A 24,610-nucleotide genomic window follows, 5' to 3' on the forward strand; every position below is an offset into this window, starting at 1 on the left:
GGTCTCCGTTTCGGGTCGGTGTGCGCTCAGTCAGGGATGGCCCTATCGGGCCAGGTCGTAGTCGGATGCGGTGGCGGTGATGGTGGTGACGTAGTTCTGCGTTTCGCTGTAGGGAGGGATGCCGCCGAATTGTTGGACCGCACCGGGTCCGGCGTTGTAGCCGGCGAGCATCAGCTCGATGGGATCGCCTGTGATGGAGCCTGATTCGATGCTGGGGCGCAGGGTGTCTGCGACGGAGCAGTTGTAGCGGCCCTGGGCCATGACGGCGTCGCCGACGTCGTTTGGGTCGCCCTCTCCGGCTGCCCCGGTGACGACGCCGTTGTTGTCGACGGGGAACCCGTACGCGGCCCAGGTGCCGGGGAGGAACTGCCCGTACCCTTCGGCCCCGGATGGGCTGGTCAGGCCGGGTGTGAAGCCGGATTCTTGTTTGAGCTGCGCGGCGAGGATCGCCGGGGACAGCTCGCGGCACTGCGCGGCCGAGAGGGCGAGCCACGGCTCGAACTCCGGCGGTACCTGACCGGCGGCGAGGTCGGCGTGATCACCGAGACCAGCGCCGGGTGCGGTGGTGCAGCTCCCTGCGGCCTTCGGTGCGGATCCGGAGCCGCCGGGGACGGGCCCGTAAGTCTGCCCGGGTACCGGTGCGCCGTGGCCGACGGTGGTGATGTGTACGTGGTCGAAATGGTTCGCGGTGGGTGATCCCCTGTCTTCCATGGTGTTCGGGACACCATTGCTTGGGATGTACTCCTGTCGCCAGATCATGTATTCGATCTGGAAGTAGTCGCGGTTCGCCCACAGGTAGTCCTTGACCTGGTCGCCGAGGGCTTTGCCTTCCTCGGAGGACCAGTTGTCGATCATGATGTCGGCGGCGCGCCCGGACGGGTGATCGTCGAAGCCTCCGCCGTCGGCCCGCCAGCCGCCGATGCGCGTGATCTGCGGGAACTTCGCGTGCACAGCGCGGGCGACGCGCACGGTGTCGACCTGGTAGTGCTCTTCGGAGCCGACAGTGGCGGGCAGGGCGGCCATCTCTGCTGTGTCGCCTGCAGGCGGCTGGGTCGGTGTGCTCGTCGAGTCCGGGGGTAGTGGGCTTTGGCCGTTCTGCCCGGTGCCGGGGTCGGCGGCCGCAGCATAGAAGGGCCCCGGGTCGATGGCGTTGCCCTGGCCCCAGCCGCCTGGGTGGTATTCGAAGTGCAGGTGCGCGCCGGTGGATTGACCGTTGTTGCCGATGTCGGCGATGTGTTGACCGGCGGCGACGTGGTCTCCGACCTGGACGTGTATGCCATCGGGGTACATGTGGCCGTAGACGGTCGAGACGGTCTGGCCGCCGATGTTGTGATCGAGGACGATCCACATCCCGAACCCGTCGGCGGGTCCGGCTTTGGAGACAATGCCGTCGGCGTAGGCGTAGATCGGGGTACCGACAGGCCCGGCGAGGTCCATGCCGTTGTGGTTGGTTCCCCACCGCTGCCCGAACGGGCTGGAAAGCACCGATTCGCTGGTCTTGACGGGCTTGGCGAACGATCCCGCCGGGACACCGCCCGCAGCGGAGGAGACACCGCGCCCGGGAACGCAATCGGTCACCTCTTCGCGGACGCCGGTGGTGACGAACAGGACCACGAACAGCGACAGTGCGAGCACCACCGCGAGGGCGATCGCGCCGCCCTTCTTCACAGCGCCGCCGCCCCGAACGATCGCGCGTCGAGTGAGTGTGCGGTGACCGATCGCGGGGAGCAGGCAGCGAGACGTTCGGAAAGAGTGCGGTTCTCGCTGCGCAGCCGCTCGTTCTCCGCCTCAGCCAAACGCAGCCGTGCGGTCATCTCATCGGCGGCAGGGGAGCGCGGTGAACCGAACTTGTCCTTGATCCACCGCGCCACGGTGTTCTCGTGCGCGCCGATCGTTTCCGCAACGCATTCGGCGCGTGAGCCGTAATTGTGTCGCGACTTCTCGTACTCTTCGATCGCCCAGGATCGGGTCGCGGCCGGGTATTCAGCGCGCGGGTACACAGCGGGCATCACCGTGCACCGACCATCTCGGAGGCGCCGGTGTAGGACTGGTCGGCCCCGTGGACATCTGCGCTGTCGACGGTGTGGTGCCCGCCGGCGAAGTATTCGGCGAAGCGTGCGTTGGTGTCGTGAACCCCGGTGTCGTACTCGACGTCGGTGAGCACGGTCTGGATCGGGATGCCGGGGGTGTTGTCCTTGGCCACCTTGATCAAGAACTTCCCGCGCCCGATCGGCGCACGGACGGTACGGCGCTCGGATCCGCGGAGCGCGGCGCCGCGGGACCAGGAGGTGACCATGTCCGCTTCGGCGGCAGTGAACTTGAGTTCTCCGGAGAGGCGTTCGACCTCACCGATCGGCAGGCCGCCGCAGACGACCATGCCGGCGCGGTCGATGAACCCTTTGGCGGTCTTGATATCAGCTTCGGTGGGCAAGGTTTCGAGGTCGCGGCCGGTGTGAGTGATCATCAGCAACCCGGTCGCGTCGGTGCGGTTGAGGCGGGTGATCTCGTTGACGCGGGCGACCATGCCGGGGCCTGCGCCGATGACCTGCCACAGCTCATCGAGAGCCATCAGGAACAGGCGCTGGCGGTCCAGGCCTGCGTCGGCGAGCAGGTGCGCCGCTTCCACGGTGCCGTAGGCATCCGCCCAGCAGGAGAGCATCACGGCGGCTTTAAGGGTGGTGTCGCCGCGGTCGAGGCTCGAGACGTCGATGCAGATCATCGGTGCGTCGAGGTCGATCGGTTCGGTGGTGTGGTCGGCGAAGATGTCCCCGAGTGGGCCGGAGGTCAGTGCGCCGAGGGCCTGCATCAGTTCGGTGATGGCCTCGCGGTAGCCCTCGCGGTCGGTCTTGTACGCCGCTTGGAGCATGTCCGCCGATCCGGCGTCGATGCGGGTGTAGAGGTCTTTGAGCAGCGGCGGGTGGGTGTAGGAGAATCCGCTGTCGGCGTAGAGCTCACGCAGGGCGATACCGATCAGGGAGTTCTCGAACGCCTTCACCGAGTGTGTGTCGTAGCGGATCAGCTCCACCAGCGCGCACACGGCGTTGATCTGGCGGGTGGAGATGGTAATGGTGGCGACGTTGATCAGCTCGTCGAGTTCGGCGATGCGGGCGGGGTCGGTGGAGTCGCCCCGTGCGGCGATGGCGCGGACAACGGCCTGCCCGAGTGCCCCGGCGGCGAGGGGGTTGAGGTGTCCGCCGCCGTGGCCGAGGGTGATGACCTGTCCGCCGAGCAGGCGGGTGAGCTTGACGTATTCGCCCTTGATGTCGCCCGCGATGATCGGTGTCTGTCCCCACCCGCACGCGCCGAGGAGGATCTTGCGGATCAGCGTCGACTTGCCCAGTCCGGGGAGGGACAGGACGAACATCGAGGGGTTGCCGATGAGTTTGTCGCGGAAGTAGGCGAACGGATCGCAGGAGACGGCGTTGCCGGTGATGGCGTGCTGACCGACGATGGTCCCCGACGACGGTGCGGCCGCGCCGATCGCCCACGGGTTGAGCCCGCACATCTGCACCGACGTCGCTTCGTACTCGATCGGGGCCGGGACAGTCGACATACGGCCACCGCCTGCGCCTTTGAGGCCGCGCGCGCTCGATGACAGCGCAGCGCGCCACCACGGGTCCCCGGCTGCCTCGTGGACGGCCTGGTCGGCCTGGGGGTGATCGTTTCGCCACCGCGCCAGTCCTATGCCGCGCCGGGAGAGCGTGTAGGGCTCTTCGGCATCGCCGACGGCGATGAGGGCGGCGAGCTCGGCGTAGTCGGTGTCGCCGATGATCCAGCGGACGAACGCCGACGGCTCCGGAGCGTTGGTCTCGTACAGGTCGGGATCGTCGGACCGCGGGTCGTAGTGTCGGCGGGGCCGGTCGTCGGTCATGGTCATCTTCGGAATCTCTTTCTCACGCAGGGTGGGCCGATGCGGACGCGCAGCCCCTAGCTGCGGCGCACCAGGATCGACGTCGAAATCTGATCGGGCAGAAGCACGCCGACGCCGAGACCGGCAGCGAACGCAGCGTCCTGAAAAGCGAACGCGCGCCGCAGTCGCAGTCGGGAGCGGGCGGCGAGGGATTCGGTGACGGCGGCGGCATTGGCGATCTCTTCGACGGATCCGACGGTGATCGTCAGCAGCGCGGAATAGCGTTCGTATCCCGCTCCGGAGACCATCTCCCGGCGGGCCTGTTCGGCGATCTCGTGGCGCTTCTCCGATCCGGCGGAGGTGATCTTCGTCCCGCGAGAGTTGATCGCATGCAACGCGTCTCGGTGCTGCTTGTCGACCTTCTTCGCCGCGTCCCCGGCGGTGTAGGGGCGGTAGACGAGCGTCAACCGCTTGCGCGGCAGGTCGTCGTGCGGCTGCAGGAGCGGTTTGAGGACGGTGTCGGTGAACACCGACTCCGGGGGTGCGGCCATCTCCCAGACGACCGAGACGCCGCCGTCGTGGCGGTAGTGGCCCCATTCGGTCTTCGCACGGCCGGGACCGGCGTCGTCCCAGTCGACGCCGTGCTCTTCACCGGAGATCTCCAGTTCCTCGAAGTCGTTCTCCGTAGACGGGTTGTAGGAGCGGTGCACCGCCGCGGTGATCTCGGCGGCGGTCATCGGCTGAGCATCGATTCCGGCACCGGAGAGCGACTCGTACAGGTCAGGCAGTCGGCGAGCGAGTTCGGTGGCCATCTCCTCTGGGTCTTTCTGCCGCTCGCGGGTGGTGGCGCGGAAAGTGATCGACAGGCGGGCAAGGGTGCGGTGGCGACCCGAGGGCATCCGGATCGCGGACTGCTCGACGAACGTCGCGGCCAGCGGCGGCGCGGTGGAGACGAGTTCGTGTTCGGCGCGCCGAGCCAGGCGTAGTCCGGTGGCGGGGATGTTCTCCACGACGACGACTGCGCCGACGATGTCGCCGGGCAGGCCGAGGTCGGCGAGGTAGACGCCCCAGTCGGCGGTGTAGAGGTCTTTGTCGCGCTGGATGATCGCTTCGTCGCCGCCGGGGAGGGCGTCGAAGATGACGGTGTAGCGGTGATCGTCGGGGTTGTGGATCATCCCGAATTCGTTGCCGTGCCGGTCGATGCCCATGTAGACCTTGGTGCGGGCGAGTAGGCCGGGGAGCTTGTAGCGCCCACCGGGGATCCGCGAGTGCGGTCCGGCGTGGTACTCGGTGGACTTGTCGATGCCTCTGCGCCAGAACCATTGCATTCTCAGTTGTCCTGTCTCGTAAAGGGTCCGGCCGTTCGGGGCGATGACCAGCGGGGTGAGGATGAGCGCGCCGATACCCATCAGGGCCAGGCCGGCGACGACGTGCACGAAGATCAGGACGGCGAACGAGACCGCGAAAAACCCTGCGCCGTAGGCGATGATCTTCGTCGGTAACCCGAACGCGAACGTCGACTGCGGCCGGTTGCCCGCGGAGTAGATCGGCGGTTCGTACGGGGCTTCGAGTTGGGCGGTCATCGGACGACACCGCGTGCGATGACTGCCGCCCCCGCGACGGCTGCGCTGAGGACCACGGCAACCGACGCCAGGGCGACCGTGCGGGTACTGATGTTCTCCCACCACGCACGCTGCTCCGCAGTTCCCCATGTGTAGGTGGCGGGCGACCTAAGGTCCTGGGTTGGCAGCGGTGCTCTGCCGACGCTGGCAGGTGGGGAGAACACTCCGTCGATCAGTGTCTTGTCTGAGGTCATGACGGCGGTGCGCGGGTCGAAAAAGGTCTTGACGGTGCCCTTGTGTGCGCGGGGGTCGAAGATCAACACGGTGCGCTTGTGTGCGCGCGGTTGATTGTGTTGTGTCATCGTTGGATCCGTCCGTGGTAGTTGCCGACTGCGCCTTCGGCCGCTGAGCCGAGACTGGTGGAGACCGACCCGGCGGTGCGCCCGACGGTGCCGGCGGCCTTGAGTGCCCCTGCCGCTCCTCGAAGAGTCGCCGAGGCACCGCCCCGAGACGCGGATCCCACTGTGGATCCGACTCTGCGGGCTGCGCCCATCGGCCCGGACGATGCGCCCGCGTGCGAGGGACTCGATCCACCGTTGTAACGGCCCTGGAAACCGGGCGACGAACGTGCGCCGGTACCGGCGGCCCCGGATGATCCACCCTTTCCGCCGCCCCCGGCGGCCGATCCGGAGACGGTGTTCGCCGCTGCGCCGAGAGCGCGGGATGCGGCCATGCCGCCCGCTCCCATGATTGCGCCGCCAGCCGCTCCGAGCATGCCCACTTCCCGGCCACCGGCGGAGATGGTGTCCGCTGCGGGAGCGACGATCTTGATCAGTGTCGGCAGGGAGAACCCGACGACGGCGAGGAGGATCGAGCCGATGATGACGGTGGCGATCTGGTCTGTGCTCGATGCCGATGCCGCCCAGAACGCGAACAGGTACAACAGCGTCGCGACAGGCTTGAACAGCAGTGCGCCGAGGGTGAAGGCGGTCATCGACTTGTAGGAGCTGCGGCCGGTGCCGGTGGCCGACGCTGCGGCGGCAATCGGGATGACGGCGACGACGACGCACAGGACTGCTTCGCGGATCAGCAGTGCGATCAATTGGGCGACGGAGCCGAGGAAGGCGAACCCGGCGCAGGCGAGCGCGAGAATTGGGCCGAGACCGGTCTTGTCGTCGAACGCGGTGATGGCGGTGATCTTCTCGTCGAGGTTGCCGCCGACGAACTTCTCCAGCGCGTACGACGAGGCGATGTCTCCGCCCTGGTGGAACATCAGCACCAGGATCGGAAGCAGCGAGACGGTGACGACGGTGCGGACCAGCATGTTCGCGGTCTCGGTGGCTCCTTCCATGACTGCTTGTTTGCGGGCGATGGCGAGTTTGGTCATCGCAATGACGATCGAGGCGAACAAGGCGACGACGGTGAATCCGGAGATGATGTTGCGGAGCCCGGACATGGCGTTCTCTGCGGCGAGGCCGGGGATGCCGGAGGACATCCAGAAGGTCATCACCGACCGGAATGCTTGGGTGTTTCCTTCCATGACCGATTTCGCGAAGTCGCCGACCGGGTCGCCCCAAAATGTCGAGAGTGCGGAGTCGACGGCAGTCGAGAGGGCGTCGCCGGGGTGATCGCTGAAAGCATTGTCCAGGCACAGGGCCTCGTCGGCGATGTCACCGATCACCGACCCGTCCAGTGCGTCGTTGAGCCACCCGTCGCCGAGTACCGGTGAGCCTTCGGCGACGCACTCACGTCGTTGTTGCTGGAAGTCGTTGCCGTCGGCGTCGGGGTTGATCTGCTCGGTCAGATTCGGTGCAGGAGCGGGTGCCGGGTCTTGGGCGTGCGCGAGTCCACTTGCCCCGACGACCGCGATGAGCGAGAGCAGCAGAATCATCACAGCACGGGCGGCCAGGGCCGCTACGCGGATCACAGTGCCCACCGGGTGAAGCCATCTAGGGAGTTGTACGGCCCACCAGTAGTGGAACCGGTGAGTTTGCTGACCTTCCAGGTGCCGCCATCCCACGCCATGTTCAGGCGCATACCTGTGTAGGTCGGATTCTGTAGGCGGTTTCCGGTGTCGTCGACATCGCGGATGACGGCGAGTTCGACGACGGCAAAGCTGTCCGTGCAGGAGAGAATCTTGAACGCCATAGGTGCGCGCAGCGCCACAATCTCGGTGTTGACCGGTTTGGCGAGCTCTGCTTCCTTCTGCTCCTGGCTACCGATCTCCTCGTCGGGGATCAGGGTGAGCTTCTCGGTGGTTTCGACAGCCACCGGACCCCCGGCGAGTCCGCGGGGGAGGAAGTTGGCTGCGGCCAGCGCTGCGCCTTGCGGTGTGCGGGTGTAGCCGGCGAGGACCAGGCCGTCGAGGTACGAGGGCCCATCCGTCTCGGAGTAGAGCGTCGAGACGCCGAAGTTGCGTTGGATCATCATCGACTCCGGGGACGTGACCGGCTGCCCGTCGATGCTGCATTCGACACGTGGTCCGGTGGGGTCACGCTGCGGAAGGGGTTGGCCGGCGGGGTTGTTCGGGACCATGATCGTGCGCCCGGACAGGTCCGCGTCGGGAACACCGAAGCCTTCCGCGCCGGTGTCGAGGTCGGAGTCATCAGGCGTAGGTGCCGCTGTCGTCGCCGGTGGACCAGCGGTGGTTGGCGGTTCGTCCTCGCGCATGGGGACGATGAAGGCGATCACGCCGACGAGGACCACGACCGCAATGGCTGCTAAGCCAATCAGGACAGTGCGTAGGCGGCGGCTCATGCGGTGCGCTCGAAGGTGGTGTAGCCATCAAGGGAATCCAGCTCGACGGCGTCGATGTTCTCTTCTGCCGTCGGCAACACGATGCGCCAGTCATCGCCGATCCACTGCAATGCAACGGGATAGGAGTAGATCTGGTTGTCGCTGCCGATGGTCTGTGCCACCGACACCGCTGCGGAGAGTGGGTCGCTCTGGTAGTCGGTGACCTCGAACCCGACGAACTTCGGGGCCGCTGCGGCAGGGACCGATCCGGAGACGGTCACTGCGATGCGCGCGGCCGCGAATTCGTCGCGCCCTGGTCCGGGTGCGGTGACGGTGTTGACCACCTCCGGCCACGCGCGGTCATCGGCAACGGCGAGCGCGGTCTGACCGTTGATCGCGGCCAGGACCGCGCCCTGTGGAGTTTGGGAGTATCCGCTGCGGTTCACCGACGTTCGGGTATCTGGGCCGTCGACCCGTGAAGTCGGTACCGACACCCCTGCGACCTCGCGCCAGGCCAGCTCGGCGGGGGCGGACCGCAGATCCGGTGCCGGATTTTCCGCAGAGGTGGTGGGTGCGTCGTCGTTGCCGGATCCGCACGCAGCGAGTGCGAGGACGGTTGCCGTTGTTGCGGCGATCCGGAGTGTGCGGGAGACGGTCATCAGGAGCATGCCTTTCGGGTCGAATGCAGTTCGGGTGCAGCGGATTCGGGTGTTCAGGCGAGGACGGATTGGGCGATCCCGGATGCGGAGCCGATGACGGCGGCGCAGATCAGGATGCGGGCCAGGGTGGCGTCCTCGACCATCTGTGTGCCGGTCGATTTGCGTTGGTTGACGAACACCGCCCCGCACACGAACAGCGCGGCGATGCAGGTGACGATCGCGAACCAGAGCAGCCACGACAGCCCTGTCATGATCGGCTGCCACACCTCGTCAGGCCAGTCCACTGGTGAGGTCGGAGGTTGAGCGAGCACGTCGGTCATGCGATCACCGAGCCGATGCCTGCGGCGACAGTGCCGACGACGGCCGAGACCAGCATGAGTGCTGTCGCGCGGTCGTGTCGGTTGCAGGTGGTCTTGTCGAAGGCAATCACGCCACCGGTGGTCAATATCGCCATGACCGAGGCGATGATCAGGCCCCACAGGGCCCAGTTGAGGATGGTCATAGGACGAGCATGTTGACCAGGCCGGCGGCACCACCGATGACGATGGACCCGAACAGTCCGCCGACGAGTTTGCCGGTGGCGTTGCCCTGGCCGCCGCCGGTGATCTTCTCGTAGGCGAGCATCGCGCCGCAGATCATGATGCCGGCGACGGCGGCGATGATGCAGCCCCACATCAACCAGGACAGCAGGGTCAGGATCTTCTCACCGGTCGGCCCGCTGGGCGGGGTGGGGTCGACGTCGCCGATGTTCTGCGCAAGGAACGTGGTCGTCGACGCGGTAAGGGTGGTGATCATGGTGTTCTCCTTTGTGCGGGTGAGAAAATGGCGGGAACTACCGGCCTGCTGCAACGCGAGCGGCGGTGAAGATCTCCCGCCCGATCGCGGCGAGTTCGGGATGCGGGCTGGTGGTCGAGGGGGCGGGTGCGCGCATTCGTCCAGGTGCGGCGGTGGCGGCCGCGGTGGCGGTGGCGGTGGGGCTCGCAGTCGTACATCGAGCGCTGGCACCGGCCCCTCGCGGGGCAGCTTCGCAGGCCGCAGCGGCGGGCGGCGGATCCCGTCGATCTCGGGAGGCGTCCAGTCCGCCCGCGCCGGGATCTCGCGCGGCAGTCACTCCCTCGACTCCATGGCCCAAGACATCGCCGGCGATGTTCCGGGCCGTCCCTTCGCAACGAACGAGGTCATGAAGTGAGCACCACCAGCGCACCCATGCGTCGGCGCCAGACCTACGTGATCGGCCCCGTCCCGAAGGAATCGTTCCTACTGGGCCTGAACATCGCCGCAAGCGTCTACCTCTTCGGCTGCGCCCTGATGGGTGTGGGCGTGCTCTCGATCGCCGACAACAAGCTTTACGCCCTCGCCTTCATCGGCGTCATGGCCATCACCGCGCTACCGCTGATTCTGCGGTTCCAACGCAAAACCTATTACCAGTGGATCGCCCTGTCCGTGCAGTGGCTGATCCACCTGTCGAAAGGCGAGAACTTGTACCTCTCCGGACGTTTCTCCCGCGTTCCCGGCGGCACCAACCGCCTGCCCGGCGTGCTCTACGACAGCGTCCTGCACGACGGCTGGGTCCAACATCAGTCCCGGCAGAAGTTCGGGGTCATCGAGATGCCCAAGACCCACCAATTCACCATCGTCATCGAATGCTGGCCCCAGGGCAACGAAGCCATCGACCAGGACGCAGTCGACAATTCGGTGTTCTCCTGGGGTGCGGCGGTCAACTTCATCTCCCAGACCGGCGACGTGGACGGTGTCACCGTCGTGATCGAGAACGGCCCCGAGTCCGGCAATCGGCTCCGCCGTGAAGTGCGGTCGATGGCCCACGAAGACGGTTTCTACGGCGGAGAACTCCCCGCACGCATGATGCTCGAGTCAGCGGAATACCTCGCCACCGGCACACCGCGACTGTGGGCACGGGTGGCCATCACCTACCGGGCCGCGACCGCGAGCCGCCGAAAGGACCCGGGCGAGCAGATCAAGGAACTGGCACGCCGAATCGGCGGTGTCCTGACCGTGCTCAACGAAGCACAGCTCAACCCGCGACTGCTCGCCTCGGACGAGATCGTCTCGTTCGTCAAACACGCCTACACCCCGGCCGCATTGGACGATCTCGAACTCTCGGAAATGAAGGGCGGGCACGATCTGGGCTGGGAGGACGCCGGCCCTCAAGCCCAGAAAGCGAACATCTCCAACCTCTTCCACGACGGCTGCTACTCCACGACATGGGAAATGGCAGAACGACCGAAAAATGCCTTCGTCGAGACCGTGCTGCGGCCACTGCTCGACCCCAACCCGGACGTCCTGCGCAAGCGCGTGGCCATCTGCTACCGCCCCCACTCGCCGGCCGAAGCGGCGACCATCATCGGCCGCGACCTCAAACACGCCAACAGCGGTGTGAACAACCTCGGCAAGAAGGGCCCCAGTTTCGAGGCGCAGCAACGACTGAAGAGTGTCGAGGACCAGCTCGAAGAACAGGGCCACGGACACGGTCTGACCATGATCGGACTGTTGGTGACCGTGACGACACCCGAAGGCGAAGACCGACCCAAGGCCGATTCGGTCACCAAAGATCTCGGCACCCGATCCTCACTTCGCCTGCAGCGCTTGTGGTTCACCCAGGACACCGGATTCGCCGCGACCCTCGGCGTCGGCGTCCTCATGCCCTCGCACACCAAGAACGTCGCGAAGAAGCTGGGAGCGTGAAATGAGCATCAAACGCCCCTGGAGACGCGCCGCCAGTACCGCCTCCCACCGCGACCTCAGCCGCACCGCTGCGCAACGTCAGCGCGAACAACACTGCGAGAGCATCGATTCCGCACCGGTGGCCGTACTCGACGACAACGAACGCCGCGAACTCGAACGCGCCGCCGAATCGAAGAACATCGCCGTCTCCTGGCGCGCACGCCTGCATCTCGGACGTGACGCTGCAGCGCGGTCCAAGACCGTGGGGCACAGCCGCGACGCAGAGACCCTGCGCGGCAACCACATGGGCCTGTCCGGACGCGGCGGCGGCAAAGCCGGACCCGTCCTACCCCTGACCGAATTCCGCGCCACCACACTGCAAGCAGCCGGTATGTGGCCGTTCCCGGTCGGGGCCGGAGCGCCGATCGTCGGCGTCCCACTCGGTGTGCACCTCTACACCGGCGCACCGGTGTGCTTCGACCCGCTCTCATGGATGACCCGCGCCCGATTCCTCCAACAGCCCTCGATGATGCTGCTCGGCCTGCCCGGCTTCGGTAAATCGACGCTGGCCCGCAAGATCATCCTCGGACTGATCTACGCCGGAGTGTCCACCCTGATCATGGGCGACATGCGGCCCGACTACCGCAAACTCGTCGAAGCCCTCGGCGATCGAGGCCAAATCATCGACCTCGGCCTGGGCCGCGGGCAGATCAACCCCCTCGACATGGGACCTCTCGCCCAGATCCTGGCGACCCTCGATGCCGCCGGCACCGACGCCGCCGACAAGACCGCGGCCCTGGTGCGCAAACGCATCGCCGGCGACCGAGTACGCCGAGTCAAGACATTGCTGCAGGTCACCCGCGGCAACGCCCCGATCGACGACTTCGAGATCTCCGCCCTCGGTGCCGCGATCCGTCTCCTCGAAGAACGCTTCACCGGCGACGTCCAACCGCTGCTCTCCGACCTCGCCGACGTCCTCGAGGAAGGCCCTGACCCGGTACGGCGGGCATTCAAATCCGACACCGACGCCGACTACCGCGCCGACTCGAAGACACTGCGCCGCACCCTCAACGCCCTGATCGACGGTGAGTTCGGTGAGGTGTTCTGCGGCCAGACCACCGTGCCGATCGACATCAACGCCGCTGCTGTCTGCGTCGACGTCTCCGGCATCGGAACCGCCGACAAAACCCTCAAAGGCGCAGTGCTGCTCGCCTGCTGGGAACACGGCTTCGCCGCCACCGACGCCGCCCATTACCTGGCCGACGCCGGATGCGGGCCACGCCGCAACTTCCTGGTCGTCCTCGACGAGATGTGGCAGGTCCTGCGCGCGGGCGTCGGCATGGTCGACCGCGTCGACGAACTGACTCGCCTGAACCGGGCCTGGGGCACCGCGCTGTTGATGTGCACCCACACCATCAGCGACCTCGAATCCCTCCCCAACCCCGAAGACGTCGCGACCGCCAAAGGCCTGGTCGAACGCGCCGGAGTACTGGTGGTGGGTGCATTGCCACGCAAGGAGATGACGCGACTGTCCGACATCAAACCGTTCACCGACACCGAAATCGCCGACATCACCTCCTGGTCGTCCCCGAAAGCGTTGACCGGCGAGGCCGGCGCTCTGAGCGCTCCACCCGGGCAGGGCAAGTTCATCGTCAAACTCGGAGAGCAAGGCGCACCGGGCATTCCGTTCCGGACCGTGCTCATGCCCTCCGAGATCGAATCCGGTGTCCACGACACCAACCACCGATTCACCTTCGTAGGCGACGACGCCGACGACTACGACGAGGTCGCGTGAGATGGCAAAACGGATCTACACCAGCGAGTTTCGCGACAAATGCCTCGCGCTCGTCGGCGAGCAGATGAAGACCGCGTCCTCACGCGAAGAGGCCGTCGTCGCTGTCGCTGCCGCACTGCGCATCCCGGTGACCACCCTGCGTAACTGGGTGCGCAACGAACGCGGCGCAGCACGCACCACCCAATTCCCCGCCGACACCGAACTGGCCGTCCGCGAGCTCCGCGACCAAGTGACCATCCTGCAACGCGCTCTCGGCCGCGAAAGGATCTGAACCGGTGAAAAGCACCGCCAGCAAGGGGACGTTGGTCGGCGTCGCCCTGTTCCTCGCCCTGATCCTGGCGCTGGTGCTGCTGATCTTCCCCGACGACGACGAACCCAAAGTCGGGGACTGCCTACCCGGCGGCGCACCGACCGCGACGTTCCCCGCCGGCACCAAGGTCAAGCCGATGAAGGCCGGCACCTACCAGTTGACGTCCGGATTCGGTCCTCGCTGGGGCACCATGCACAAGGGACAGGACTTCGGATCGGCCGCAGGCGAACCGATCTACGCCACCGCCGACGGTGTGGTGTCCAAGGCCGGACCGGCAACGGGGTTCGGGCAGTGGATCGTCATCGACCACAACATCGACGGACAGATCATCTCGAGCGTCTACGGCCACATGTTCCCCGACGACCTCGAGGTGACCCCCGGCCAGCAGGTCCACGCCGGCCAGGAAATCGCGAAAGTCGGATACAACGGCGAAGTCTCACCACCCGGGCCGGGAGGTGCGCACCTGCACTTCGAGATCTGGCAAGGCGGACACGACGCCGGCGAAGCCGTCGACCCGGCCCCGTGGATCGCCGCAGCGTCCGAGCCCGACGCCCCCGCCGCGAGCCCGGCCACGCCGTCGCCGTCACCGACAGCACCGGCCCCCGGCGGCGACCTCCCGCCTTTACCGCCGTCCGTCGGGTCCGAAGAGCACTGGCAGGTCGACACCGTCCGTCTGGCCCGAGCGGTCGCGCAGAAGTTCCCCGAGATCAAAACGATCGGTGGATGGCGGCCGTACGACGCCTACGACGATCACCCCAGTGGCCGCGCCGCGGACATCATGATCCCGGACTACGACACCGGCGCCGGAAAAGAACTCGGCGATCGGGTCGTCGAGTACCTGATGGCGAACAAGACCGAGTTGCGCATCGAGTACATCATCTGGCGTCAGACCTACATCCCCGCCGACGGCTCCTCGAACCAGATGGAGGACCGCGGCTCCCCCACCCAGAATCACTTCGACCACGTCCACGTCACCACCGTCGGCGGCGGGATGCCCGATGCTCTGACCACCTACGGCCCGGCACCGGGCGCAGCAGGCAGTCCAGGGGCCGTTCCGACCCCGTGCGGGGTCAACCCGGCTGCGGGCGGCGGCGAAACCGATCTCGCACCCGGGAAAGTACCTCCCGAGTTCGAGCCGTGGGTGATCAAGGCCGGCAACACCTGCCCGCAGATCCGCCCGCCGATGATCGCCGGACAGCTCAAGCAGGAATCGGGCTTCAACCCCCGCGCGGTCAGCCCGAGTGGAGCCGAAGGACCGGCCCAGTTCATGCCCGGCACCTGGCCCGGATACGGGCGCGACGACGACGGCAACGGCTCGGTCTCCCCCTACGACATCGGAGACGCAGTGATGGCCCAAGGCCGCTACATGTGCGAGATCGCCGGCCAGGTCGACGCCGGTATCGCCAACGGGTCCATCTCGGCCCCCAACGGGCCCGTCGAGCTGTATCTCGCCGCCTACAACGCGGGCTTCGGCGCGGTGCAGTCCTCCGGCGGATTCCCCACCGGCTCACCGGACTACGTCAATCAGACCCGCCCCTACGCCGACCTGATCCAGCAGTACGCCACCGAATTCGCCTCGATCGCCTGAGCGCACGAGACCGACCGACACGACAACCAAGGAGATACCCGATATGGCCAAACGACGCAGCACCCACAACTCCGTCGCCGAATGGGAGACCGCGAAAAAGACAGTCAAGGAACACCTCGACGACCTCCGCGCGCTCGAGACCCACGGCGAGCTCTACGCATGGGCGAAAGAGCACGACCTCGCCGTCCCAGGCCTGTTCCCGAAGTTCAAGACCGAACTGTCCAAGCAGCTGGGCATCGACTACGACGCGCTGCGCGAGCAGGCCTACACCCAACGCCGAGAGCAGATCGCCGCAGCGGCAGCCGACGGGCCGGTACTGGAGATGTGGACAGCGGCCGACGACGAGGTGTCCTCGTTCGCGATCTGCGGACCCGAAGGAGCCGTCGTCACTTACGCCACCTTTCACCCCGACGACAAGCTCTACCGCAACGGTGATCAGGTCTCGGCCGATCGTTCGGTGGCGCAGCTCGCGGTGTTCGTCGCCGGTCAGGCCCGCGAGGAACTCGACGTCGAGGCGGTCCGGCTGATCCTGCACGTGCTCAACCATGAAGTCGGTGCCGATGACCCGGCTCTGGAGCGAACGGCTCTGCGCGGCCGAGTACACATGAGCATCGAAATCGACCGGGACAACCCTGCGGCGGAATGGTGCCGTGAGAACGGCTACAAGTCCTGGCGAGAGACGAATTTGACCACCCTCGTCGTCGACGACGAACGGATCGCAGGATGAAACGCGGCCAGCTCATCGCGGTCTGTGCGGTGTTGGTCTTCGTCGTCACGGTCGCCGCCGCTGTGGTAGCTCTCGTCAAGTTCAGTGGCACCGACGACAGCCATGGCCCGGCCACGGACGCCCACGTACACCTCGACGACGACCGCGGCTCCGATCCCGGCGGTGTCGCCGAAGCGGCGCTGGCGGCGATGTTCTCCTGGCAACCGGCAGTCGACCCCTCCCCCGCTGCCGCCGTCGGACGGTCTCAGCGCTGGCTCGGCGGTCAGCTCGCCGCCGATGCCACACAACCGACCGCGACCGGGATCCGGCCGCTGCCGCAGTGGGCGGGATGGCGCGAGTCCGGGGACATCGTCACTGCCACAGCACAATCGGGCGAGGCGATCACCGCATCCGACACTCGGCAGGTACTCGACGTCGCCCTCACCCAGACCGTCCTACACCGAGACGGAAGCACCACACCGTACAGCGACTACCGCGTGAGGGCCGTCGTCGAAAAGAACTCCGACACATGGCAACTGACCGAATACAACTTGGCACCGAAGTGAGGACGTCGATCATGAGAGAACAGATCATCCATCCGGACCCGATCGGTGCCTTCTTGCCGGGACCATCGGGGTTCGACCTCGCAGAGCTTGCGGTGGTCAATACAGTTGCAGCTCTGCTCGTCTCCGTCATTGTGCTGCTCTGGTCGGTTCGCCGCCCCTGGGCCAGACCGGCAACGGTGGCCCTCACCATTGCCGTTCTCGGCGGTGCGGCGGTCGCCGGGCGCTCGATCGTCACACCCCATACCGGTCTGGCGGCGATCGCATTTGTCCTGCCCGTATTCACCCTGGGCTTGGCCGGCCTGCTGCACGTGTTCGTGCACCATCGCCCCCCACGCGCATCGAACGATCAGAAAGACGATCCGATGACCGCTGCCACCGCGCAGGACGCGCTCGAGGGGAGGGCGCTCTGATGGCCCAGACACGCAGATCCGGAACCGGTGCACGATCGCAGGAGAACCTTCTGCAGGCGGTGCTGCTCTGCATCGTCCTGGCCGTCGTGATCACCCTCGTGTTGTCCTGGTGGGCAGGAACGTTCCTCGCCGGCGGGGATCCCAGCGGAAACCCCATTCAGGGTGTGTTCGAGTCCTTCACCGGCCAACGCCCCTGGCCGTGGCAGTCGACGGTCATCGCCGTGGCACTGGTGGTGTCGGTCGCCGCGGTCGCACTGCCGATCGCAATTCGACGAGCCAAGGGACGTACCGAAGTCGACCGGGCAGCGCGCACGATGGTGGCACCGAACAAGCTTCGCGGAGTCTCCCCGAAAGAGTCGCATCGCCTGATGCCTCAATTCGACAAGTCGGATCCGCGGTCCTGGGGATTTCTCCTCGGCACCACCGTGGTGGGCGACAAGCCGGTGTACCTGTCGTGGGAAATGGTCATGGTTGCCCTGGCCGGCACCCGGATGGGGAAGACCGTCGCCCTCGCGGTGCGCGCGACACTGGCTGCCCCCGGCCCCGCCATCGTGACGAGCAACAAGCCCGACCTGCATGCCGCGACTCGCCTCGGCCGCGAACAGGTCGGACACGCGTGGGTGTCCGACCTGCAGGGTGTCAGCGGATCTGTGCAGCTCACGTTCTGGTGGAACGCCCTCAAGCACGTCAGAACCCTCGCGCAAGCTCGCAAGCTCGCCTCGTTCTTCGTCTCCGCGTCGACGAAGAAGGACGCCAAAACCGACGGCTACTTCGACGGCGGCGCTCAAGAACTGCTCGCCCTCTACTGCCTGGCGGCGGCATTGGCAGGCGGAGATCTCCTGCACGCGGTCAGTTGGCTCGGCAGCGACCAGAACAAGACCCCCGCGCAGATTCTCGATGCCTTCGACAAGAAGCGCGCCGCGGCGCGAGTCCTTGAGGCGCAGGGCCTGACCGAGCGTCAGCGTGACGGTCTGTTCGACATGGCGCGCCGATTCCTCGACATCCTCTCCGACGACGAGTACGCCCGCGCTGTCACACCGCCGGCGCGGGCAATCATCGAAGTCGACGCGAGGGACAGAACCATCGCCCCGCTTGTGACCACCCGGTACGGGGAGCCGCTGCACGATCTCCCCGAGTTCGACCCGCGGGCGTTCGTGGCCAGTACCGACACCCTCTACGCGCTCTCACTCGAAGGCCCCGATTCGGCGGCACCACTGACCACCGCATTGGTGGGGCAGATCTTCGACGAAGCCGCTGCGTTGGCCTCACGGACCCCGGCACGCTCCTACGACAAGAAAATGCCGCGGTGGTGGCCGATCAGGCTGTGGCAGCCCACCGTCCGCACTCAGGGCGGGCGGCTCGACGTCCCGTTGCTGGCCATTCTCGACGAGGCCGCCAACACCGTCCTTCTTCGCCAACTGCCGGACCAGTACTCACACTTCGGTGGCCGCGGAATCATCCCGATCGCGATTCTGCAGTCACCACAGCAGGGTGCGCGAGTATGGGGCCGCGACGAGTTCGACTCGATGATCGCCGGGGCCGTGCACTTCTACGGCGGCAACATCAAGGACAAGCAGTACCTCAGCGACCTGTCCGAGCAAATCGGTTCGCACGAAGTGCAATCGACCACTCGCAGCAGCGGCCAGGGCAGTCGCAGCTCTTCGCACAGCTGGCAGGAACGGCCCATTCTTCCGATCAACGAACTCGCGGCCCTCCCGAAAAGCCGTGCCATCGTGGTCTTTCCGGAGAATCCGCCTGTTCTGATCAAGAAGATCTGGTGGACCGACACCGACGACGCCGACACCATCAAACAATCGATCATGAGATACAGCGGATCCGCCGAGCAAGCGAAAGAACTGCTCGACGGCCCGTTCAACATCGACTACGAACCCGAGCACGTCGACGAGTACGAGCTCGAAGACTGGGATCGATCGGCGGTGAGCGTCGATGGACGATGAATTCGACCTCGACGACGAACTGGATCTCGACGCGGAACAGGAGGTCGAGCCCGCGTACGAGTCGGTCGAGGACTGGGTTCAGCATTACCTCGCGCGGGTGATCCAGCGTCGCATCAGTGAGCGACCTGGCCACGGGCTGACCTGGGATGCGCGGTGGTGGCGGCACGGTGAAGCGGTCGCACGACTGACCGCTCTGTGGTGGGCATGGGAGTCCGCGCGACGTTCGGTCGAGGACCGGGCCGCGATGTCGGGATGGTGGGTCGAGCATTGCGAACCTCACCTGCGGATGCTCCTAGACGGTGCCACCGGGCCGATGAGCGGCGCCGACGAAGCCGGCACCTGGGCCGGATACGGGCCTCTGACCTGCGATCCGGTTCCCGCAGACTGGGTCGCGGACGATCTTGCAGACCTCTCGCACGAGCATCCGATCCCGATCGGGGAAGACGCCGACGAGTTGCCGGCCCCGGCTTTTCTGCGGCTCGAGGACTTCGTGGAGAACTACCTCCGCCACGTCATCAACCGCCAGATCGACGACAAGCCTGGTCGTGGGCTGTCCTGGGATCGGCGCTGGTGGCAGCACCAGGAGGTCGTGTCGCGGCTCAAGGCCCTGTGGTGGGCGTTCGAGGAAGCACGCAGTTCACCGGACGATCCGGCGGCGATGTCGAGCTGGTGGCTTCGGCACTGCGACCCCCACATGCGATTGCTCCTCGACGGTGAATCCGGACCGATGAGCAACGCCGACGTCGACGGGAGCTGGCCCGGCCACGGCACTCTGCTCATCGCCTACCCACCCGAGGACTGGCAGGCCCCGAAATATCTGACCCCCTGACCACCATCGTCACCGAGAGAAGGCCTCTCCCATGAAGACAGCACCTGCACCCGCACTCGAATCGTCGACCGCGCCCGGCGACCGGACCCGACTACTGGCATCGATCGCGTTGACGGCCGTCACCTGGTGGCTCGCCTGGTCGATTCCCGTCGCCGAGTGGGTGCTGTCCTCGTCGTCGAGTGGCTCGGCCGACCCCGTCCGGCGCGAGGCTGCCAACGATGCTGTGGCACAGGGGTGGTGGGCGATCATCACCGTCGTCTTCGCGCTGTCGATCGGCAGCCTCGTCGCCGTGGCCCTCGACTACGTGAACGGACGCCGCTGGGCGCTCACCGCATGGAAGAACGCGGTACGCCTGGCGAGCACCCTCGCCGTGATGTGGGCCATCTGGACCGCGAGCGTTCTCGCCGCCGGCGGAGTGCAACCCCTGTGACCACCAACTCGACTACCGACCACGCCCGAGAAAGCGAGCAACAACCATGAAGACGAGTACACAACACCACCCCAGCTCCATGCTCAGCTCGATCGTCAGCGCAGTCGGGGGCATCGAGGTGCGCTACACCCCCGAGAGCGATCGTGACGAGTGGATCCGCGACATAGACCGTGACCAGAAGCGATTCCGTGCGCGGCACGGTCTGTCGTCGACGCCGACCGAGCGTGCGGCCGCGCACTCCGCGGCAATACTGGAAGTCGAACGCCGGCTCGCGCCCCGTGGTCGGGGGCGGCAACCGGTCATCACCGGTCGCCAGCTCGCCTCGATCGCGGACGCCCACACCCGCGCAGCAAGCCGCGTCACTCACCCCGGCGTGACGGCCGCGTATCTGGCAGCTGCAGCAGCAGCTTCGATCGCGTTCGCGATCCTGGCGTGGTGGGGCTGGTCCCCCGAACTGTCGTACTACGACTGGCCCGCAGGGACCTCGATCGAGCGGATGACGGATGCGCTCTCATCGGGCACCACCGTCATCGTGGAGATCGCAGCCTGGCTCCTGGCCCTGGTGCTCGCGACGTCCCTGAGCGACTACTGGATTCCGGCGAGAGCACATCGTCGCAGCCGCACTCCGCTTCGGCACTGCTCGGTCCTGGTCGCACATTCCATCATGGCGGTCGCGGCACCGGCGATCATCGCGCTCGGAACGTACCTGATCGGCGTGCTCGTAGTCTTCGGGCGCGCATGAACACGCTACGAGCCCGGTACGGATCGACCGTTCGGGTACTCACGGCCTGCATGGCCGCGCCCGGGGCGGTGGCCCTGCTGTCGGGATGCAATCCCCTGATCGCTCCACCGAACCCCGAGACCGCCGCTGAGGCTGCCTCTGTGTCCAGCGGGGTGGTGGAACGGGTGATCGACGGCGACACCATCGAGGTGCACCTGTCCACGGGTAGCGATTCGGTACGGGTTCGCATCCTCGGTATCGACACCCCTGAGACCGTCGACCCCGACACCGACGTGCAGTGCTGGGGGCCGGAAGCAAGCGCGTGGGCGCACCAGCAGCTCGACAACACCGTCGTCACCCTCATTTCCGACCCAGTGGCGGAGAGCGTCGACCGGTACGGGCGCGCCCTGCGCTACGTCGTTCTTCCGGATGGACGCAACTACAGCACCGTCGCAGCCGAAGCCGGCATGGCCCGCGCCTACACATACAAGGATCAGCAGCTCTCGGAAGCAGCGAACATCGGTGCCGCGCAGTCGACAGCGCAACGCAACGCAACGGTGCCGGCCTCTGGGGCTCGCCGTGCTACGGACAGACAGCTCGACGCTGACCCATTCCTTCTCTCTCGCACAACCGTTTTCGTCGTCAGATTCCAGAAAGGCCCTTGCCGTGAACCAACTCCGCTCGTACGAGTCCTACTATCGCCCGCTCGCGTGCACCGTCGCGGCTGTCGCCGCATTGACGGTGGGATGCAGCTCCCCCGCCTCCACACCACCGTCGGCGACGCCGTCCAGCAGTGACCACACCGCGATACTCGACTCCGACGTCGACGCCGGCCGTGCCATGGACACCGCCCGCAACGGCGCGGAACTTCTGTTGTCCTGGTTCCCAGGCAGTGACGCCAACGAGGCAGCGGCCGCCGACCGCGCACGCGGCTACCTCGCCGACGCTCTGGTCGACCGCATCGTCTCGGCCGGTGCCGGCAAACCCGCCCAGACTCGGTTGTGGGACCGAATGGCCGAAGATCGGCTCACGGTGCAGGCTCGTTGCACCACCATCACAGCAATTCCCGAAACCGCGCGAACCATCGCCGTGGATCTCACGTGTGAGCAGTCAGCGACAGAACTCGGTCGTACGCCGCTCGAGGAAATCAGCCGCACGGTGCGTGCCATCGTCACCGCGGACGGCCAGCAGATACGAGTGACCGCAGTCTCGATGTCCCCATCAGAGTTCGATGGTGAGGCATGACAGCGCTACGTTCGATGCCCGCCGGACCATCGGATTCCGCCCGCTCGACCACCGAAGCATGGGAGAGCGGCGACCACTGGAACATCGGCGACCGCGCCGTGTGGGTCGCTCAAACCGGACACCGGCTCATCGAGTTCGAGGTGACGATCGCATCGCCGGACAACGGAACTGTGTTGTCGGGCAGTCTCTCCGGAGGTAGCGACCGGGAACCGTTCGAGCTCCCTGGGCGCTTCGGCAACGTTCGCCACACCGGATCCGAACAGCGGTACTGCCTCCCGTGCGCGCGGTCACTGCACGAACTACGGACCCAGACCCGCCGGTGGACCGACCTCCATTGGGGCGGATGGAGCCCGCGAGCACACCGGAAACATGCACTGCTGCAAGCAAGTATCGAGTGGCAGCGCGTCATCGGCGGATTCCGCGGAACCTTCACCCGCGCCGCCGACGTACCGGACTGGCTACGCCAGGTCACCGCCGGCGCACTGATCCGCAGCTACTCGGACTCCCTGCGCGTAGCCCGAATCGAGGAGCCGATCGACTGGCCGACCATGCTCACCGAACACCCCGGCGACCTGCGGATCGTCGTCGACAAGTCGTTGGACACAGACGGTGACCTATGGTCACGGATCACCAAGGCCCACAACGCTATCGGAGATTCCGGCATGGCCGCGCATCTCACCGTCGACCTCGAAGTCACTGCCGACGGCGAGCTCGTCCTCAACCCGTACGCCGTCGGCAGTGCCGAGCTCGACACCACCACCGACGATCCGGAGTACTACCTGCAGCTCGACCCGCGGCACGCAGCACTCATCGACCACGTCACCGCCACACTCTCGACGGGCCCTCTGCAGCCGGCCGGATTCTGGCCCGTGACATCGCAGTAGCGGGCCTGGAGTGCGGTCGGGAACCGATCGATGAGACAAGGGTCGACCCGTCACGTCTTCGGGAGACCGAGCAGGAACATCACACGTGCGCGCGTCCCTGGACTATCGCGCGCATGGTCAACAGGAGGCTCGATCGTGAACTGACCGATACCGGTCAGCCTCGAGGTCGGTGTGTTCTTGATGGCTTCGTCCAACACACCCATGGCCGATGGAATGAGCCGCTCGACGAACGTTGCCGCGTCGATGTAGTCCCCGAGCCCGTCACCGAATCGACGCAATCCCCAGGCGTCTTGGCCTCCGAGCTGGTCGAAGTGGTCGACAAGGACATCGGCTTCATTCCGAGGCAACCGCACGAGAGTCTGCGTGTGCGCAACCCTGGATTCGTTCAACGCAATGGCCGGTAGTCCTTCGCCGTGAACGGTGTTCCGGAGAAATCGGCAGATCTCGAACAACCGGTAGCCGGTGCTGTCCGGTGCGAACAGGTCCTCCAAATCGGCGTTGCGCAGCTTCTTCAACCACTCTTCTTTTTGCCAACCCGCAGTTCTGGTCCTGTCTTTCGGTAAGTCGTAGACGAGGTGCGCGGCGCGGGCCGCGGCGTCGAAGGCCCCGACGAGATTGACCAGAAAGTAGTCCAGGGACTCGACCAGACGATCCATAGTGGTGTTGGTCTGGCTTGCCATCGACGCGATGAGCAGTTGGTCGCGGCACCGCAGCATGCGGATGATTCGCTCGCGGACCGACTGAGCCAACAGCGCAGGCGTGTCGTTGTCGGTCGCGTACGTGTGTCGACTGAGCTCGGAAGCCCACACCCGCCACGACGGAAGGAGCTCCTCCACTGCCAGAAGAAACATCGAGCGCTCATCGAGCACCAGACGCTCCGGACCGACTACGGGGTACTGACCTTTGCTGCGGAGATACAACCCGACGACCCCCACCGCTTGGACGGCCGAAAGCGGGTTCGTCTCCGTTACGTACGCTGCCTGGCTCGACAGGAGGCGCGGATTGATGGTGGCCAGCAGGTCCGCGCGCATCTCGTTGCTGGCCCGGGCAACGAGAAGCTCCGCCAGCCACTGCTCAGCGGATAGACCTGCGTGGGCTCCGGCGTCCTCCTGCGCGAACGTTTCGTAGGTGCTGTAGGGCCAGATCGCATATCCGGTCCGGTGCCCCTGGCCGTCGATGGTCGAGAACTCCAGGTAGTCGTGGGCGCAGGGGTCTAGGGGTCCCGGCGGTATCACGACCCGGCCGGCAGCGGCCGGGTCGTCGGCGGTGCCGATCCAGTAGCGGTCGATACTCTCGCCCTCTGTCAGCGACCACAGAAAGACCTCCGGGTCCGGCATTGCGAGCGGGGCGTAGGTATTTCCATCCCAGTCTTCGACCTGGCGCTGATCCTGTACGACGTCTACGACGATGCGCAGCGGCCGACCACCCTGATCGAACGGGCCAGGCGGATCGCCCGCGGCCTTCCCTTGTCGTGCAATTCGTGGAAAGCCCATCGACGCAACTCTCTTCTGGATCTGTCCTCGGAGCCTGTTCAGACGAAAAGGGCACGGACAACAACTGTCCGTGCCCATTTTTCTACGGGAATCAAGCCATGGGGCCTTGGGGGGCGACGTTACCCATCGCGCCGCTCCAATCACGGAGCCAGAAACCGAGCGGGCCGAGTCCGAGCATTCGGGCAC

Annotated in this window: 27 protein-coding genes; 14 read left to right on the top strand and 13 right to left on the bottom strand. The window is 66.2% G+C overall.

Annotation, left to right across the window (positions count from 1 at the left end; all coding sequences use genetic code 11):
- Positions 1 to 42: 42 nt before the first annotated feature.
- The 12 genes from J1M86_RS11125 to J1M86_RS11180 are packed head-to-tail and all read right to left on the bottom strand — an operon-like array spanning position 43 to position 9,918.
- Entirely contained in the window at positions 43 to 1,668 is a 1,626-nt protein-coding gene (locus J1M86_RS11125; RefSeq protein ID WP_206509842.1) for a M23 family metallopeptidase, read from the bottom strand.
- The gene (locus J1M86_RS11130; RefSeq protein ID WP_206509843.1) at positions 1,665 to 2,009 is read right to left on the bottom strand and encodes a transposase; all 345 of its coding nucleotides are present in this window, start codon (positions 2,007 to 2,009) and stop codon (positions 1,665 to 1,667) included. The genes J1M86_RS11125 and J1M86_RS11130 overlap by 4 nt, the downstream gene beginning before the upstream one ends.
- The gene (locus J1M86_RS11135; RefSeq protein ID WP_241259760.1) at positions 2,009 to 3,877 is read right to left on the bottom strand and encodes an ATP/GTP-binding protein; all 1,869 of its coding nucleotides are present in this window, start codon (positions 3,875 to 3,877) and stop codon (positions 2,009 to 2,011) included. Before J1M86_RS11135 ends, J1M86_RS11130 begins: the two co-directional genes overlap by 1 nt.
- Positions 3,878 to 3,927: 50 nt before the next feature.
- A complete protein-coding gene (locus J1M86_RS11140) occupies positions 3,928 to 5,433 on the bottom strand; it encodes an SCO6880 family protein (RefSeq protein WP_206509844.1) in 1,506 nt (501 codons plus the stop codon).
- A complete protein-coding gene (locus J1M86_RS11145) occupies positions 5,430 to 5,774 on the bottom strand; it encodes a hypothetical protein (protein WP_206509845.1) in 345 nt (114 codons plus the stop codon). The genes J1M86_RS11140 and J1M86_RS11145 overlap by 4 nt, the downstream gene beginning before the upstream one ends.
- Complete coding sequence (locus J1M86_RS11150; protein WP_206509846.1) at positions 5,771 to 7,348, bottom strand: hypothetical protein; 1,578 nt, start codon at positions 7,346 to 7,348, stop codon at positions 5,771 to 5,773. Before J1M86_RS11150 ends, J1M86_RS11145 begins: the two co-directional genes overlap by 4 nt.
- Positions 7,336 to 8,169 (bottom strand): hypothetical protein, encoded by an 834-nt coding sequence (locus J1M86_RS11155; RefSeq protein ID WP_206509847.1) that lies wholly within the window; start codon positions 8,167 to 8,169, stop codon positions 7,336 to 7,338. The genes J1M86_RS11150 and J1M86_RS11155 overlap by 13 nt, the downstream gene beginning before the upstream one ends.
- Positions 8,166 to 8,807 (bottom strand): hypothetical protein, encoded by a 642-nt coding sequence (locus tag J1M86_RS11160; protein ID WP_206509848.1) that lies wholly within the window; start codon positions 8,805 to 8,807, stop codon positions 8,166 to 8,168. The genes J1M86_RS11155 and J1M86_RS11160 overlap by 4 nt, the downstream gene beginning before the upstream one ends.
- 53 nt (positions 8,808 to 8,860) lie before the next feature.
- Positions 8,861 to 9,127, bottom strand: coding sequence for a hypothetical protein (locus J1M86_RS11165; RefSeq protein ID WP_206509849.1), 267 nt, complete (start codon positions 9,125 to 9,127; stop codon positions 8,861 to 8,863).
- A complete protein-coding gene (locus tag J1M86_RS11170) occupies positions 9,124 to 9,309 on the bottom strand; it encodes a hypothetical protein (RefSeq protein ID WP_206509850.1) in 186 nt (61 codons plus the stop codon). Before J1M86_RS11170 ends, J1M86_RS11165 begins: the two co-directional genes overlap by 4 nt.
- A complete protein-coding gene (locus J1M86_RS11175; RefSeq protein WP_206509851.1) occupies positions 9,306 to 9,602 on the bottom strand; it encodes a hypothetical protein in 297 nt (98 codons plus the stop codon). Before J1M86_RS11175 ends, J1M86_RS11170 begins: the two co-directional genes overlap by 4 nt.
- 37 nt (positions 9,603 to 9,639) lie before the next feature.
- Entirely contained in the window at positions 9,640 to 9,918 is a 279-nt protein-coding gene (locus tag J1M86_RS11180) for a hypothetical protein (RefSeq protein WP_206509852.1), read from the bottom strand.
- A 74-nt stretch (positions 9,919 to 9,992) separates the two neighbouring features.
- On the opposite strand from J1M86_RS11180, the gene J1M86_RS11185 reads away from it, so the two are divergent.
- From J1M86_RS11185 to J1M86_RS11250, 14 genes are read left to right on the top strand one after another with little or no spacing between them, the layout of a single operon-like run.
- Positions 9,993 to 11,510, top strand: coding sequence for an SCO6880 family protein (locus J1M86_RS11185; RefSeq protein ID WP_052058295.1), 1,518 nt, complete (start codon positions 9,993 to 9,995; stop codon positions 11,508 to 11,510).
- 1 nt (position 11,511) lies between these two features.
- Positions 11,512 to 13,284, top strand: a complete 1,773-nt coding sequence (locus J1M86_RS11190; protein ID WP_206509853.1) for a hypothetical protein — start codon at positions 11,512 to 11,514, stop codon at positions 13,282 to 13,284.
- A 1-nt stretch (position 13,285) separates the two neighbouring features.
- Positions 13,286 to 13,555, top strand: coding sequence for a hypothetical protein (locus J1M86_RS11195; RefSeq protein ID WP_206509854.1), 270 nt, complete (start codon positions 13,286 to 13,288; stop codon positions 13,553 to 13,555).
- A gap of 4 nt (positions 13,556 to 13,559) precedes the next feature.
- Positions 13,560 to 15,182, top strand: coding sequence for a M23 family metallopeptidase (locus J1M86_RS11200; protein ID WP_206509855.1), 1,623 nt, complete (start codon positions 13,560 to 13,562; stop codon positions 15,180 to 15,182).
- Positions 15,183 to 15,225: 43 nt separating this feature from the next.
- Positions 15,226 to 15,909: a hypothetical protein gene (locus J1M86_RS11205; RefSeq protein WP_206509856.1), complete on the top strand. Its 684-nt coding sequence runs from the start codon at positions 15,226 to 15,228 to the stop codon at positions 15,907 to 15,909.
- Complete coding sequence (locus J1M86_RS11210) at positions 15,906 to 16,454, top strand: hypothetical protein (RefSeq protein ID WP_206509857.1); 549 nt, start codon at positions 15,906 to 15,908, stop codon at positions 16,452 to 16,454. The genes J1M86_RS11205 and J1M86_RS11210 overlap by 4 nt, the downstream gene beginning before the upstream one ends.
- Positions 16,455 to 16,465: 11 nt before the next feature.
- A complete protein-coding gene (locus J1M86_RS11215; protein WP_206509858.1) occupies positions 16,466 to 16,864 on the top strand; it encodes a hypothetical protein in 399 nt (132 codons plus the stop codon).
- On the top strand, positions 16,864 to 18,822 hold the full coding sequence (locus J1M86_RS11220; RefSeq protein ID WP_206509859.1) for a type IV secretory system conjugative DNA transfer family protein: 1,959 nt from the start codon (positions 16,864 to 16,866) through the stop codon (positions 18,820 to 18,822). The genes J1M86_RS11215 and J1M86_RS11220 overlap by 1 nt, the downstream gene beginning before the upstream one ends.
- Positions 18,812 to 19,651 (top strand): DUF4913 domain-containing protein, encoded by an 840-nt coding sequence (locus J1M86_RS11225; protein ID WP_206509860.1) that lies wholly within the window; start codon positions 18,812 to 18,814, stop codon positions 19,649 to 19,651. The genes J1M86_RS11220 and J1M86_RS11225 overlap by 11 nt, the downstream gene beginning before the upstream one ends.
- A gap of 31 nt (positions 19,652 to 19,682) precedes the next feature.
- On the top strand, positions 19,683 to 20,081 hold the full coding sequence (locus J1M86_RS11230) for a hypothetical protein (RefSeq protein ID WP_206509861.1): 399 nt from the start codon (positions 19,683 to 19,685) through the stop codon (positions 20,079 to 20,081).
- Between the two features lie 46 nt (positions 20,082 to 20,127).
- Positions 20,128 to 20,823 (top strand): hypothetical protein, encoded by a 696-nt coding sequence (locus J1M86_RS11235; RefSeq protein ID WP_206509862.1) that lies wholly within the window; start codon positions 20,128 to 20,130, stop codon positions 20,821 to 20,823.
- Complete coding sequence (locus J1M86_RS11240) at positions 20,820 to 21,599, top strand: thermonuclease family protein (protein WP_206509863.1); 780 nt, start codon at positions 20,820 to 20,822, stop codon at positions 21,597 to 21,599. The genes J1M86_RS11235 and J1M86_RS11240 overlap by 4 nt, the downstream gene beginning before the upstream one ends.
- Positions 21,544 to 22,047, top strand: coding sequence for a hypothetical protein (locus tag J1M86_RS11245; RefSeq protein ID WP_206509864.1), 504 nt, complete (start codon positions 21,544 to 21,546; stop codon positions 22,045 to 22,047). The genes J1M86_RS11240 and J1M86_RS11245 overlap by 56 nt, the downstream gene beginning before the upstream one ends.
- Positions 22,044 to 22,931: a hypothetical protein gene (locus tag J1M86_RS11250; RefSeq protein ID WP_206509865.1), complete on the top strand. Its 888-nt coding sequence runs from the start codon at positions 22,044 to 22,046 to the stop codon at positions 22,929 to 22,931. Before J1M86_RS11245 ends, J1M86_RS11250 begins: the two co-directional genes overlap by 4 nt.
- A gap of 50 nt (positions 22,932 to 22,981) precedes the next feature.
- On the opposite strand, the gene J1M86_RS11255 is transcribed toward J1M86_RS11250, so the two are convergent.
- Positions 22,982 to 24,424, bottom strand: coding sequence for a hypothetical protein (locus J1M86_RS11255; RefSeq protein WP_206509866.1), 1,443 nt, complete (start codon positions 24,422 to 24,424; stop codon positions 22,982 to 22,984).
- Between the last annotated feature and the right edge of the window lie 186 nt (positions 24,425 to 24,610).

This window comes from Rhodococcus sp. KRD197 (genome assembly GCF_017168235.1).
Taxonomy (GTDB): domain Bacteria; phylum Actinomycetota; class Actinomycetes; order Mycobacteriales; family Mycobacteriaceae; genus Rhodococcoides.